The organism is Psychrobacter sp. 1Y1 (assembly GCF_051847395.2).
In the GTDB taxonomy this organism is placed as follows: Bacteria; Pseudomonadota; Gammaproteobacteria; order Pseudomonadales; family Moraxellaceae; genus Psychrobacter.
The window spans coordinates 2815217-2829787 of the sequence record NZ_JBPYDF020000001.1; the positions used below are offsets into that span (position 1 = coordinate 2815217).

At 41.6% G+C, this 14571-nt stretch carries 11 protein-coding genes and 1 pseudogene; 2 read left to right on the forward strand and 10 right to left on the reverse strand.

The annotated features are described in order from the left end of the window. Window positions 1-221: 221 nt before the first annotated feature. Together ACS8FA_RS25775 and epmB are read right to left on the reverse strand one after the other, a co-directional pair. Window positions 222-1979, reverse strand: a complete 1758-nt coding sequence (locus ACS8FA_RS25775) for a cyclic-di-GMP receptor FimW-related protein (protein WP_439266259.1) — start codon at window positions 1977-1979, stop codon at window positions 222-224. Between the two features lie 368 nt (window positions 1980-2347). Continuing rightward, window positions 2348-3355: an EF-P beta-lysylation protein EpmB gene (epmB, locus tag ACS8FA_RS25780; protein WP_439266261.1), complete on the reverse strand. Its 1008-nt coding sequence runs from the start codon at window positions 3353-3355 to the stop codon at window positions 2348-2350. A 160-nt stretch (window positions 3356-3515) separates the two neighbouring features. On the opposite strand from epmB, the gene efp reads away from it, so the two are divergent. Further along, window positions 3516-4088, forward strand: coding sequence for an elongation factor P (gene efp / locus ACS8FA_RS25785; protein WP_057761310.1), 573 nt, complete (start codon window positions 3516-3518; stop codon window positions 4086-4088). A gap of 152 nt (window positions 4089-4240) precedes the next feature. Here the strand turns inward: efp and ACS8FA_RS25790 are convergent. The 8 genes and pseudogenes from ACS8FA_RS25790 to ACS8FA_RS25825 form a co-directional block, all read right to left on the reverse strand. Next, a pseudogene (locus tag ACS8FA_RS25790) lies at window positions 4241-4942 on the reverse strand (IS1 family transposase). Window positions 4943-5050: 108 nt separating this feature from the next. Beyond that, the gene (locus ACS8FA_RS25795; RefSeq protein WP_439266263.1) at window positions 5051-6853 is read right to left on the reverse strand and encodes a GAF domain-containing hybrid sensor histidine kinase/response regulator; all 1803 of its coding nucleotides are present in this window, start codon (window positions 6851-6853) and stop codon (window positions 5051-5053) included. 30 nt (window positions 6854-6883) lie between these two features. Next, on the reverse strand, window positions 6884-7744 hold the full coding sequence (locus ACS8FA_RS25800) for a tRNA threonylcarbamoyladenosine dehydratase (protein ID WP_439266265.1): 861 nt from the start codon (window positions 7742-7744) through the stop codon (window positions 6884-6886). Between the two features lie 100 nt (window positions 7745-7844). Further along, window positions 7845-8777: a TatD family hydrolase gene (locus ACS8FA_RS25805; protein WP_439266267.1), complete on the reverse strand. Its 933-nt coding sequence runs from the start codon at window positions 8775-8777 to the stop codon at window positions 7845-7847. A 542-nt stretch (window positions 8778-9319) separates the two neighbouring features. Next, window positions 9320-11566 carry a type II secretion system secretin GspD gene (gspD, locus tag ACS8FA_RS25810; RefSeq protein WP_439266269.1) on the reverse strand — a complete coding sequence of 749 codons (2247 nt, stop codon included), beginning with the start codon at window positions 11564-11566 and terminating at the stop codon, window positions 9320-9322. 77 nt (window positions 11567-11643) lie between these two features. Further along, on the reverse strand, window positions 11644-12549 hold the full coding sequence (locus ACS8FA_RS25815) for a type II secretion system protein N (protein WP_439266271.1): 906 nt from the start codon (window positions 12547-12549) through the stop codon (window positions 11644-11646). Beyond that, window positions 12550-13377 carry a type II secretion system protein N gene (gene gspN / locus ACS8FA_RS25820; RefSeq protein ID WP_439266273.1) on the reverse strand — a complete coding sequence of 276 codons (828 nt, stop codon included), beginning with the start codon at window positions 13375-13377 and terminating at the stop codon, window positions 12550-12552. It lies immediately after the preceding gene. 229 nt (window positions 13378-13606) lie between these two features. After that, window positions 13607-13930 (reverse strand): H-NS histone family protein, encoded by a 324-nt coding sequence (locus ACS8FA_RS25825; RefSeq protein ID WP_101204384.1) that lies wholly within the window; start codon window positions 13928-13930, stop codon window positions 13607-13609. 192 nt (window positions 13931-14122) lie between these two features. Between ACS8FA_RS25825 and ACS8FA_RS25830 the strand changes: the two genes are divergently transcribed. Further along, the gene (locus tag ACS8FA_RS25830) at window positions 14123-14563 is read left to right on the forward strand and encodes a helix-turn-helix domain-containing protein (RefSeq protein ID WP_439266276.1); all 441 of its coding nucleotides are present in this window, start codon (window positions 14123-14125) and stop codon (window positions 14561-14563) included. Window positions 14564-14571 lie beyond the last annotated feature (8 nt).

A 14571-nucleotide genomic window follows, 5' to 3' on the forward strand; every position in this document is an offset into this window, starting at 1 on the left:
TATGAATCCTATCAGTATAGACTGAGCTTTCACCATGATAATTACTTTATTGTTAGAGATATCATAAAAATCAGAGTAACAATATTTATCATTATAGACAATAATTAGACCAACTGCAGATTAACTTATGCCCTTTGTCGCCTACTATATTACTGACGAAAATCTGTATAAACTCTCCGTTATGGCCTGAAATACTTGTCGCATCTAAGTACCTCTAAGCGCTATAACTGCGCCACCTCATATTGACTAAACTTATCAGTCATCATTAGCCTGCGTCCTAATCGTAGAGTAGTTTGTTTATTACCAATACGCATGACGACTCTATCATCAGCTTGAAAGTAAAAAGGCGGTACGATTAGCGTGCCAGTCGTCTGTAGCTGTTCATCTTTACCGAGAATAAATACCGGTACAAAATGATGACTTCGCGTTTTACTGCCTTCCAAACGTAATCCACATGCCACAATTTTATGCCCGAGTATTTGCCATTCCACTTCTGGATTTTTAGTATCTACATTGAACCAGCGTACCACCCCTATTGACCAATCAGGTTGTTCTGTATTTTCAGAGCCATAGACCAAAATCAGACTCATTATGTGTAAGGGCTGCGGTGCCGTTAGAGAAAGGTCAGAGTCATGTTTTTCTACAATAAGCCTCTCTTTATTGAAAATATTTTTGTCTGCAACCTTCTCATTAGGCTTACCATTTTTTGGCAACAAATGCAGTTTGCGATATGCTGAAGAACTTTCATAGTCGTCAAATATCTCAATATTTATAACGCTACTGCGACTACGCTCGCTGTCAAATGTATCGTATAAAGGCCTGTCCTCTTCTCGTAAATTTTTGATAGCGATCAAATTGGCAAAAATTTTTGAATGACCTACTTGGTAGTGTATATCATTAAAATTGGTGATTAACTTTGCCTGCTGCTTGCTAGTATATTTGGTTGGTAAGGTAGGTGGCGGCTGCAAATAGCGATAGCTAATGGTCATCGAAATAGCATTAAGCAGACTATATTCTGCTGTGCCACCTTCTTCGATAAAGGCTTCTTTACGTGACTCAAAATATTCAACTATCGGTGTCAGTTCTATAAATAGACAGTCATGACCATCTTCATATGGGTTGATATGAGAGTTGACTGTTAGATAGCTTGGTGGATTATTACTCTTAAGATCAACAAAAACCTTTGTCTCGGTGGCGGGCTCCATTGTCGCAACCATGTGCTTAGCCCATTCAGGCAATAGACGCTGTACGAGTAAGATATTCGGGCGCCTCATAGCACGCAAATTTAACAAGTGATGCAAACAAATTTGGCAATATAACTGATGAATACTGTTTGTTTGGTTCGTAACAGTATGTAGACTTAAATCAATATCAGCTACTTTTTTCTGATGAGCCAAATAATATAACCGATTGACTTTAGACCACAGGTAGTCTGATGGCTTTCGATAGCACAGTGCCTCTTCTGCTAATAGTTTTTGGTATCTTAATAGTGATTGATAAATCGCAATAGCAAGCGTGCTATCAGGTTTAGTCTCAGCACCAAAAAAACGCTGCCAACCTTTACCAGAAGGTTGGTTTAAGGAGGCTTCTGACAACTGAGTCTCACGACGGATGACTTTGTCGTAAACCATGATAATTAAATAATGCAGCGATTGCATTTGAGCGATATAAGACATCTGATCCTGACTAAGCGCGCCTGTCTCATAGATATAGTGCTGCCTAAAAGCTGCAATCAATCGGTCTGAGGCATCAATGACTTTTGTCATTAATTTGAGACGCTGTTGTTCATCCATATTGGACTCACGTAATACTGTCAGTAGGCTCTCTAAATGCTCTGTTTGCTGCTCTTGGGTAAGCGTAGGTAGCGTTGCCAACATCTTTAACAAGTAACGTTCTTGACCATTTACTGAGCGATTAGATAGCGGAGGTAGTGGCTCTGTAGAATCTAAATGCTCTTGAAACATTAATAACGTTATCATCAGTATCTTTACTCTCTATTAGTCACTCTGAAGCAATCAGTAATATGCAGCAGTACAAATACATGTATGGCATAAAAAATGTTTGTGAAGCTCGACTATAGAAAAGTGATGATATCTATTTATTGTGAGCCTGAAACTAGCAGTACGCTCTGACAATACCTACATACTGTCAAAATCTTATATCTAAAGTTGTATACTTTTTAATTAGCTTACATACTGACAGTCTATATTCTGTTCCAATCATATATCTATTTATACTTATAAAAAAGCATAAATCCTAGATTTTAGTTTTGAAAGATACTATCCGCATCTTTTTTAAAAGCCACTCTTTGTTTACTAATTATCCTAAATTGAGATAGTGCCCTATATTAGCCATTGCTGTAAATATCAATCGGCACTTTAAAAGGTTTATTAGGTAACTCTCTGACCAACTTAGGGACGAGATAGCCTGGCAATGACGCTAGCAATGACCAATAAAGCTCAATCGCTGCTTGCTCACGACTATCGAAATGCGCCGCACCAGCCACCTTGTCCAACACATGTAAATAATATGGTAGCACGCCAGAAGCAAACAAACGCTGACTAAGCTGTACTTGCGCGTCAAGAGTATCGTTGACACCTTTTAGCAACACGGCTTGGTTTAATAGTGTAATTCCAGCTGCTCTCGCACGTTGCAAGTATTCAGCGGTTGGTGCATCTAGCTCATTGGCATGATTACAGTGAATGACCATGACAATATGGCAGCGGCTTTGAGACAGCCTTTCTAGCAATGCAGCGTCCAAGCGTGCAGGTATCACCAATGGCAAGCGCGTATGCAGCCGAATGGTAGTAATCTGCGGAAGAGACTCCAAAGTATCTAACCATGAAAACAAACGTCTATTAGTCACATTCAGTGGATCACCACCACTCAAAATTACCTCATTGACCTCAGGATTTGCATTAATATAGTTGATAATATTTTCTTTAGCATCGGCAGTTGGCATATTGGCACTATAGTCAAAATGCTGGCGAAAGCAGTAACGGCAGTGAATAGCACACGCACCCGTAATCGTTAACAACACTCTCGACTGATACTTATGCAGCAAACCTTTCACAGGGTTTTGAGTGTTTTCGCTTAGCGGATCTGCTACGTAGCCTATGACATTGATTTGCTCTTGCTGGTCTGGCAACACTTGTTTAAGCAAGGGATCATTGCGGTCACCAATAGCCATTTTTGCCACAAAGCCACGCGGCACACGCAGTTCAAAATGCTTAGGTACGTAAACTTCTGCACGCATTGATTCAAGCTGTAAGATACTCAATAGCTCATCAACAGATGTAATAGCTTCCGATAATTGCGTTTGCCAGTTTTTTTGTGTGATTAAATGGTTTATCATGACAGCCTATTACCTGTGCCCAAAATCCGATATTATACGCCCTTAGTGTCTAGCCTATCAAAGTATCCTCGTTGATCCGTAAATACTTGGCATAACAGAAAATTTTGGTACAGTCAGCCCTATGTCTTACTATTATATTTACAACCCCTAGGAGTTTATTGTGGCAAGTTTTTCTACTAATGAATTTAAAGCTGGTCTAAAAGTGATGCTTGATGGCAACCCTTGTGCCATTCTTGAAAACGAGTTTGTCAAACCTGGTAAAGGTCAAGCCTTTAACCGTGTTAAGTTGCGCAATCTTCGTAGTGGCAAAGTACTGGAACAAACTTTCAAATCAGGTGACAGCTTAGAAGCTGCTGATGTGATGGATACTGAAATGAACTATCTATATAACGATGGCGAGTTTTGGCATTTTATGCATCCTGAGAGCTTTGAGCAGATTCAAGCGGACAAAAACGCAATGAGTGACTCAATCAAGTGGTTAAAAGAAAACAGCAATGCTCTATGTACCATTACGTTATTTAATGGTGCTCCTCTGTCAGTCACGCCGCCTAACTTCGTTGAGTTAGAGATCACAGAAACAGATCCTGGCGTACGCGGCGATACTTCAGGCGGTGGTGGCAAACCTGCTAAATTAGAGACAGGTGCCGTTGTACGTGTACCATTATTTGTGCAACAAGGTGAAGTGGTACGTGTTGATACGCGTACTGGCGACTACCAAACTCGCGTGAACTAATATCGCTCTAAACATAACTGGTAGTTGATATTTACTGATATCTTTATCATCAATAAAAAAGCTTAACCACCATATAGGCGGTTAAGCTTTTTTTATATTTATCAATCATGGTTACATTAAAATGCGGTGGTGTTCTAAAAAGTATGCTGACATCAGACATAGCCATAATTGATATAAAAGAATACCAAATCAAACACTTTTAAGTGATTATCGAGCTTCTTCGAGAAACAACAGGTTCTTCTAACGGCTCGTTTTAGTCGGTGTCTAAGACGGCAGTTATTACCTTCAATACCTATCGTATGCTGTTTGCCAACTTGTTTGTTATCTGGTTTAAAGGCCGTTATGAAACTGTCCCAGTTGTCCATGCTAATAGAGTCATAGCTCACTTTAAGTTGCTTAAGACGGGCTCTTAGTTTCTGAGCCGTTTTTAAGTCGCGTTTGCCCCAAACATAAGCGACAATCTCATTAGTAGCCCGGTCATAAGCGTAGATGAGCTAGACTTTACGCTTCTTGCGATATACGTAAGTCCAAAACTCATCAACTTCTAAGCGTTCATAGTAGCGCTTATTAGGCACGATCTTATAAACGGATGAGCCTATGGTGCTGAGCACTTTACCAATACTCACCGAGGTAATGATGGCTATGTCTCTAACACCGCAGCCTCGAGCAGTCATCAGCCGTATTATGTCTTCTATTTGAGAGTGACAGCCTTGGTAGCTTAAGGCATGGTCGCCAATGAATTGTCGTTTGCAGTCCTTACATTGGTAGTTCTGCTTACCATAGCTTTTTATACCATTTTTCTTTAGACTAAGACTGTGACAGTCGGGGCAATTGATCTGTATTTGTGTCTTCATAACCTCAAATATATCATCTTGCTTTGACTGTCACCTTCCTTTATTACCCCAGCATACTTTTTGATACACCACCTAAAATGCTAATCACTACCACTAATATCTAGCAAATCACTCTTCTTCCAATGATTGCTTTTGTATCAGCCAATACTGTACCAAGGCATTTAACTGCTCTTGCTTAAAAGGTTTGGTGCAATAATCCTGCATACCAACTTTCAGATATTTCTCACGCTCGCCGTCCATTGCATTGGCAGTCAAAGCGATAATGGGCGGTAGTACTTGGGGGTCATATAATTCATGCAATTTAATAGTCGCCTGTACTCCATCCATAATCGGCATATGATGATCCATCAATATCACATCATAACGATCAGGGAATAAAGCAAAAGCCTCAATTGCTTGCTGACCATCTGTAACATGGGTGACGGTATGTCCGCTGCTGGTTAGGGATTTTTTGGCTATAATCGCGTTGACAGCATCATCCTCGACCAACAAGATATGCCCAGACCGCTCATGCGTAGGTTCAATTATGGTCGTATCGTTAGAGTCTTGCCATGTCTCATACTTGTCTTCATCAATAGTAGTTAACGGTAATAAAACACTAAATGTCGTACCGACTCCTACTTCACTATTTACATGAATGTAACCACCCATCAAATCGACTAGAGACTTACAAACAGATAGTCCAAGTCCGGTACCACCGTAAATACGATGAGTAAATTTATTCGCTTGGTCATAAGCGTCAAATATCGCCTCTAACGACTCTTCTTTGATACCAACACCCGTATCTTTCACTTCTATACACAAAGTTATATTCTGACCAGTTTCATCGCATTCTATTTTGCTTGCTTCTTTTTCTTGACTCGTACTCACGAATTTTTCGTTAATGTTATTTGGACAGTAGCAATTGTCCATATGTTTAACATCGATACTTACTTGACCACCTTCACGCGTGAATTTAATCGCGTTATTGACCAAGTTTGCAATAATCTGTTTTAGACGTACAGGATCACCGTTTACATAAGGTGATAGTGTTTCAGTATAATGATAATCTAAGGTCAGGCCTCTTTGACGTGCCTTTATTGCAAATAAACTGACGACCTCATTGCATAAACTAGATAAATTCAATGGAATAGAATCAATCGTCATTTTTCCAGACTCAACTTTTGATAAGTCCAAAATACCATTAATGATGACCATCAAATGCTCATTGGAGACTTTAATGTTATCAACGTATTCTCGCTGTTCATTACTGAGTTGGGTATCGCCTAACATCTCTACCATACCGATAATACCGTTCATCGGTGTGCGAATCTCATGACTCATATTGGCCAAAAAGCTCGATTTCATCTCATTAGCACGCTTAGCATCACGCTGCTTATCTTGCAACTGCAAAGCATCAGCTGCCATTTTTGCAAACTCTGCCAAGATCTCTGATTGTTGCTCACTAAAACTATGATTAGGTTTCGTATCCATAAGGCATAAAGTACCTAGACGATACCTTTTATTGTCTTCATATAAGATAATAGGAGCACCAACATAAAATCGTAAATATGGAGAACCTGAGACCATGGGATTCTGGCTAAAGCGATCGTCGTTCCAAGTATCTGGCACTATAAAAACGTCATCGGACAATATCGTATAGTTACAAAAAGCAATGTCACGTGATGTCGTGCATACACTTTCAGGTTCACTATCAAATTTACAAGCTGGTTTTAAATACTGTGTTTCCTCATCCATAAAAGTGATCATAACGACTGGCACATCAAAAAACAGCTTTACGAGTTCAACAAGCCGCTCAAACGCAGGCTCCTCATCTTCATTGAGTACCTGATACTTTCTTAGCTTATTGATACGCTCTATTTCATCTACCGCGACAGGGTAGCTCTGCTGAGGTGAGTTAGATATAGACAAGGTAAACTCCATTAAATAATATCAGACGTATTAGTTACGACCCGTCTGTCTTATTAATAATTGTAATGCTTCACTCACCATAATCATCGCCACCACTGACGTAACGACTACTGCTGAGCCATAACCACCGCATTGCAAACCGCCTGTTTGACAGCTTTTATCTACAATTGGCGGCTCTGTCGAATAGACACATTTGATACCAAATTTTTCTTTTAAAGCACTATTAATGCCTTTCTCGTGGCGTAACTTGTTGCGTAACTTTGCTAATAGTGGGTCTTGATAACAGTCACGCAAATCACTTACTCTAATCTGACTTGGATCTATCTTACCACCTGCACCGCCCGCACAGACCAACTTTAGTTTATTAAAACGACAGTGTAAAGCGATTGCTAGTTTCGCATTCATATCGTCTACGCAATCTAAAATAACAATCGGTTTCCCCTGAGCATTGGCAGATTTAACTGCTTCACGACTTGGTAAGAGTGTAGCGACATTATCTACTGTCAAAAAATCATCGACTAAATTTAAGGTTACTGTGGGATTAATCTCTCTAATACGAGTTGCCATTGCTTCAATTTTACTTTGTCCAAACGTGCTGTCTAGTGCAGGCAGTTGGCGATTGACATTAGACGCAACCAATACATCCAAATCAATCAGCGTAATCGTTCCCACTGCTGTCCGAGCCAGCGCCTCTGCTGCCCAAGAGCCCACTCCTCCTACACCAATAATGTAGACATGAGCTGCCGAAAAAGTATCAACCGCTGAGGTACCATAGAGTGTCCGTGTACCTTGGAAACGACGATCGTACTGCTCATCTTGTTGGCGCGATTCGTTTTGTGCAAGACTGTCTTCGACGGATTCTGGTTGTTCAAATTGTCGCGTGTCACTCATAACAGATCAAATTCTCTTTTCAAATATTTTGGTTATCATTTATACGGCTAGTACTTTTTAGCTTCTAATTACCGCTATGCTTTTCTTATCAATAGCATAGTTACATTGAATAAGCCCAGTCTACTTTCAGAGCATCACAGCTATTTTGCCACAATTGCTTAGCAAGTTTATCATGTGGTATTTCTAATAGCTCACTCAAGCTTGCTAATACCCATGGCAGATTGGCTGGTACATTTCTATTATGTGAATCAGTATCATCCGCTGTCTGACACATAATAGGTGTCATATCTGGACAATCCGTCTCAATGACCAAGCACTCGATGCCATGACTTTCAACTGCTACTTGAATAGCACGGCGCAGTTTCTTAGCATTCGGGTTGGTAATCTGACCCGTAACACCAAGCTTCAACCCCAATTTTACAAAAGCCTTAGCCTCTTGTTCGCCACCGCTAAAGCTATGGGCAATACCACCTAATTTATGCGCATCGTATTTATGCGCTTTTAATATTGCGAGTGCTTCAGCATGCGCTTTACGAATATGCAGCATCACTGGTAGATTATGAGTTACTGCTATATCCAACTGCGCCGCAAAGAACCTTTTTTGTTTAGCAAACATATCAGGCTGCTTCATTGCATCGGTAAAGGTGTCTAATCCAATCTCACCAATAGCTAATGGACGACGCTCTATCACCATTTGCTCAAGTTGTATTACATGGTCGTCGGTATGCTGCTCAATATAAAATGGATGTAAGCCGAGTGCGATATGGGCTGCAACATCGCACTTATCTTTACTATTCACCTTTGTCGCAGACGATTGCGATATGTTATTGATGAAACCTTGAGTATCGTACATTCGATCAAAATACTGATATAGATAACCTACTAGCACTAAGTGACAGACACCTTGACTATAAGCCTGCTCTACCTGCTGTCTTCGGTCAGTATCGAATACTGGAGCATCAAAATGTGTATGCGTATCTATAAGAGGATAGACATTTTTTAAAACTTCTCTAGCGTTTGTTCGCTCAGCCATAGTCGCTGATTTGTTGCCACACATTAATAGACTCCAAAACTGACTTTCCAAAACATAGAATTGAGTAATAAACACTAAGCAGTTTTTCATATATAAGTATTTTTATACAAGAATATTGCTATAGACGCATTACTGAGCTTTTATTTTCTAATTACTAACTTCTATTTACTAACTACATTCTCGTGAGCATCGTCAATATCACTACCCTCAGATACGGTATTATGATTATTTACTGTCTTCGTATTGTCCTTTCGACTACTGCGCCTAGGGATGAGTAATAGCGCAGTTGCAGCCATACTTAGTAAAAGCCATTTTTTCGTATTTTTATAATCTGTCATCTTAGTTTCTGATTTACTATAGCGGAAAACATGATACGTAACTCATTATTTTATTAGTAACTAATATACCCAAATATAAAAGCGTCTATGTTTATCTGTGTTATGAATACGCAAGCTAATGTACGATGTAACTATCATCTATCACATCGTACATTAATTTATGTTAGTTGAATCATATTAACCGTTATATATACGGCCAATATTTTAACGATTAAGAGGATAGGTCGTGATACCGCTATTAGGACTATCTACTCTCGTAAAACCTTGCGAGGTAGATTTTGGCGCTTGATCACGTTTAGGGATAAGGGGATTGAGCGGCATAAGCTCGTAATCTGCACTGACATTACCATTCCAACCTTCAGTGCCGCTCAATGGTAACTGCTTAATCGTACCGTTTTTATCAATGACCAACTGCAACACTCGCATTTGATTAAATTTGCGTTCAGTCACACTCGCTACCGCGCCGCCATCACGTAAGATAGTCGGCTGTAAAAAGATAATCAAATTGCTCTTTTGGGTGCTGTCGTTGTCAGAACGAAAGAGTCTACCGATAACAGGAACATTGCCCAGTCCAGGAACCTTCTGTTGACGTGTGGTGGTGTTGTCACGCATCAGGCCGCCCAAGGCAATCGTCTGCTGATCATCCGCTAGAATGGTCGTATTAATAAGGCTTTTATTGGTAATTAGCCCACTGGCATTACCCGTACTACCTGGTACGACTGACGAGACTTCTTGCGAGACCTCTAATCGTACTGTGCCATTGTCACCAATATGGGGAATGACATTCAGATTAATACCAATGTCTTGGCGATCAATTGTCTGAAATGGGTTGTTTGAATTATTGCCACTGGTGGTAAAAGAACCCGTAACAAAAGGTACGTTTTGACCAACTAAGATACTGGCTTTTTCATTATCCAATGTCAAAATCGATGGCATGGATAGCAAGTTGGCACTGGTAGATGAGTCAAGCGCCTGTAAAATAGCACCATAAAACTCTGTATTGCCCTGACTGTCTTTACGACTGTCTCCAATTCCTATCAATGCACCTGCGATAGAGCTGGCCGCAGCGCTAATGCCTGCCGTACTTGTCCCTGCTAAAGCAGCCGCCGCAAGCGTCGTTGCGCTCGCCCCCACATTGTTAAAGTTGACCACTCCATAGCCACTATTGGCGTTACCTAGCGCCCACTGAACACCTAGCTGGGTGGCATCATCGCCTGACACTTCAACAATGGCAGCTTGAATTAATACTTGTGCGCGGCGACTGTCTAATTGGTTGACTGCATCTTCAATCTCGAACATGAGCTCAGGTGCGGCGTTAACGATAACGGCATTTTGAGTTTCATCAGCGATAATACTAAACGGACGACCGCCCACCCCTGTGCTTGTTCCGCTTGTGCTGTTAGTCGAGACAGCGGCCGCACTGCTACTACCAAGGCTATCGCTAGCTGCATTATTAATTGCAGCGCCTGTGCTGCTTACATCATTTAGTGAGGCTGATTCTAGTGTCGAGGTCGCGCCAGCACTATTGATAGATTGGTTAGCGAGTAAACCGCGTAACATATCGGCGATATGACCAGCACTAGCATACTTTAATCGAAAGACACGTAGACCACTTAAACGTCTGGTCGGCGTGGTATCCAACTGATTGACCATTTCTTGGACTTTAGCAATCATTTCAGGACTGCCTTTGACTAGCAGTCTATCGCTTGACGTATCAGCAATCACCTTTAGCTGATTGTTGCCACCTTGAGCTTGCCCGCTACCCGCACTTGAGACTAAGGCGCTAATCAACTCCATCATACGTTCGGCATCGACGTGGCGTAGTGGTATCACTTGCAAACTGTCATTTACATTACTGTCTAAGTCACGGATAAGAGCTGTCAGCTGATTAAGACTGTCTGCTCGATCGGACAATACTAGCGCATTGACACCAGGTACAGCGGCCGCGTGAGCTGACTGCGGCATCAATGGGCGAATAACACCTAATACTTCTGCAGCTTGGGTATTGGTCAAATAAATAACTCGAGTGGCGAGCGATTCGCCAACACTATCACCGCGTAAATCAACCGCCACACCAGATTGCTTAGCAATATTATCTGGCACCAGTTTTGTCGTCGTTCCCGATTCAATCGCAGCGATACCATTCACTTGCATCACGCTCAGAAATAGCTGATAAATCTCATCACGGGACAGGGCTTTATTGGAGATGACCGTGACGTTGCCATTGATACGCGGATCAAGTACAAAGTTTTGATCCGTGATGGTCGCGACCTCATTGATAAAGGCTTTGATATCAGCATCTTGTAGATTAACTTTCCAGCTCTCAGCATTGGCAAGACCAACACCAGCAGCCCATAATGGCACTGCCAGACAAAGTGGACGGCACAGGCGCATCAAACGCTGCAGGCTACGGTACAAAGGCGTGGCTGAAAAATTCTGAAAACTTACCATATTGATGATTACCTACAGTGATATTGCTTACTATGTGCTGAGTGTTTAAGGAGCAATTTTGCTAAAAACCTACCTTGCTAGAACTGCTGGCGAATCGTAATAACTTGCTCACCACGTTGAACCTCTATCTGCGCTTCACCTGCTTGCTGTACTTGCTGAAGTACACCAGCATCTTGCGCTGGGTTATTACCTACGCTCTGTCCGTTGACAGTTAGTACCTTATCACCTGGCTCAAGCCCTAAACGATTACGTAGGCCAGCAGGCATCGCCGCTGTGACTTGGTAGCTCTCGCCCGATGCCATCACCCCCATTCTACTTAGATAACTGGCAGGGTTTTCTTGCAAGGCCGTAACCGCTTCTTCGATAGCCGACTGTGGACTTTTTGAAGTGTCTGCGCCAGTTGTCCCTTCTGCCTCAGGAACAGCGTTTTGTACTGGCTGGGGCCCTGTCGGCAACATGCTATTGTTTGGCAAACGCTGATTGCTTATTCCGCTTGCTAGCATATCACTTTGGTCTAATGGCATCGCCTCTGGCATTTTGATAACGGTTTCTTTATCGTTAGCATCAGCGATAATGACTGAATTCCAATCAACAGCCACGAGCGTATAATCGCTGTCCTTTAGTCCATCACCGATGCGGTAATTTTTGACTTCGCCACTAACATTCAATAAGGCGGAAGACATGCTCTCAGGTATGGCTAGTAGTACGCCTTTGAGCTCAATGTTGGGAGGTGGTTGCACGACTGCGGTAACAGGATCGGGATCAGCAAAGATTGCAAACAAGCCACTATAATCGTTGGTGGATTTGTCATTACTCTGTAGAGGCGCTAAAGGCAATGCAGGTGCTAAAGGCGCTGCTAGCAGTAGCCATAAAAGACGGGCGGCTGTCCAGCATAGCCAAGCAATGGCTAACAATAGTAGCCAAGCTGAAAAGCGATTGAGAATATTGATAACAGGTTTTAGGCTTGCGGCGATATTAAGCATTTAGTTCGCCCCCAAACCAGCTAGCAATGGCTGGCGCACACTGACAACTGGCGTATCTTGAGGAGCTTGTCCTTTATACTCAGGCATGTTCTCTAGCAAGCGCTGTGTCAGACTGACATCAAGCATATTATCGCTATCGAGATACAGATCTCCCAAACGCTTATCTTGATTGTTTAATAAATTAATATGGAGCAAATCTCTATTGTTTTTTTGCTCTGTACTAAGCTCGGCTCTTAGAGCCGGCATCGTAATATAAAAAACTTTGCCACCACTAGGATAGCCTACCTCGCCGCCAACCCAAGTCAATTGACCATCCGCTGCACTAAATCCGCCAGCGTCTTTAGCAGGCTCACTACTAGATGCCTCACTTTTATCAGACTGGCGCGTTAGCGATACATTATTTACCTGAATAGGGGTATTTGGCAGCTGCCAGTTGACCACACTCGCTAGCGTCTCAGGTGCAATTTTCCCACTCATCTCGTCAACTTGCCATGAGTTCAGACCAAGTTTAACTTGCCCATTCAGACGTGTCTGTGATGAGTGAATATTAACATCCGCACCTAGCTTACCTATGAGTAACTGCCAAGGCTGCCATGACCATTCTGCCATACCTGTGAGCGACGTCGATGACATAGGCAACTGCCAAATAGCAGCACCTTGCCATACATTGCCAGATACATGCTGGACATAAGGCGTATCTGGCGCGTATTTCTCAAGTAACCATGCTGCTGGCATTTGCAAAACAGCAAATAGCGCAAACAACACAAACCCCACTAGCCACCAGAGCTTACGGGGACGTTTATGTGAAAACTCAGATACTTGGGCCACAGTCGTACAACTCTTATATAAGACAAAAACGTCATTATCATAACAAAAAATGGCATATAGATGACAGAAAAAAAGCCAGTATCTTTTTGCCAAAATACTGGCAGTAAAGATACTGGCTTTTATTTTCTCGAAAGCAGCTATGTCTGTCGCTAAATGGTTGTAAATACACCATTATCAATAGCAACTTCAAACTGGTTCACAGAAAGTAACTCTATAAGAAAACAGCTAATTAAATAGCGAAATCTTCGATATCACGACCTGCTGCTAGCGCTTCGACTAACCACGTTGGCTTACGGCCACGGCCAGTCCAAGTTTCACTATGGTCATCAGTATTACGATATTTAATGCTGCGTTTTTTCTCTAACTTTTCACCAGCTTTCAGTATCTCTTCGATCGTTGCATTGCTATCTTCTGCAATCTGCTCGAACTGCATATAGGCATCATACAAACGTTGATGCTGTTTTTTGGCGATAAGTTGTTGAGCGTTTTCAGTGATAGCACGTAACTCATCTACGTTCAAATTTTCTAAATCAATTGCGTTATTTTTGCTCATAATAAATCCAACTATAAAATAAGAGTGTGGCCTCTATTGAGGTATTGTTTTTCGTGAAATAATGCAGTGAACAAATCGTTCATTGGCCATTAATTCTATTTATAAAATATAATTAATTCTAAAGAGTAGACCTCTTGCAAAAGTAGTTGTAAGACACAACGTATATTATTGAACTCTACTTACTTAATAGATATGCCAAACATAGATAAGCTACTCAAACAAAGTGACGCTGGTTTTAAACGCTACACTGGCATTCATAAAGCCACCTTTTATGACATGCTTGAGGCCATGCAAAAGCATGAAGCATCTAAGACCAAATCAGGTAGACCAAGTGTGCTCAGTCTTAAGGAGCAGATACTACTAGCCCTGACTTATTGGCGTGAATACCGCACGCTTTATCATATCAGTATGGACTTTGGTATTCATGAGTCTTCTGCTAGCCGTATCATTCGTAAAGTAGAAGACGTACTTATCGATTCAGGTAAGTTTGAATTACCTAAAAAGCTGCCTAGTCGTGTCGATGAGGACATCAATTGGTCAGTCGTCATTGTTGAGACGACCGAAACTCCTCTTGAGCGTCCAAAAAAAACCAAAGAGACTACTACAGCGGTAAGAAAAAACAACACACCTTAAAAGCGCAG

Coding starts and splice junctions, on each gene's coding strand:
- ACS8FA_RS25775 (WP_439266259.1), bottom strand. CDS start 1,979: ATGATAACGTTATTAATGTTTCAAGAGCATTTAGATTCTACAGAGCCA.
- epmB (WP_439266261.1), bottom strand. CDS start 3,355: ATGATAAACCATTTAATCACACAAAAAAACTGGCAAACGCAATTATCG.
- ACS8FA_RS25800 (WP_439266265.1), bottom strand. CDS start 7,744: ATGAGTGACACGCGACAATTTGAACAACCAGAATCCGTCGAAGACAGT.
- ACS8FA_RS25805 (WP_439266267.1), bottom strand. CDS start 8,777: ATGGCTGAGCGAACAAACGCTAGAGAAGTTTTAAAAAATGTCTATCCT.
- gspD (WP_439266269.1), bottom strand. CDS start 11,566: ATGGTAAGTTTTCAGAATTTTTCAGCCACGCCTTTGTACCGTAGCCTG.
- ACS8FA_RS25815 (WP_439266271.1), bottom strand. CDS start 12,549: ATGCTTAATATCGCCGCAAGCCTAAAACCTGTTATCAATATTCTCAAT.
- ACS8FA_RS25825 (WP_101204384.1), bottom strand. CDS start 13,930: ATGAGCAAAAATAACGCAATTGATTTAGAAAATTTGAACGTAGATGAG.
- ACS8FA_RS25830 (WP_439266276.1), top strand. CDS start 14,123: ATGCCAAACATAGATAAGCTACTCAAACAAAGTGACGCTGGTTTTAAA.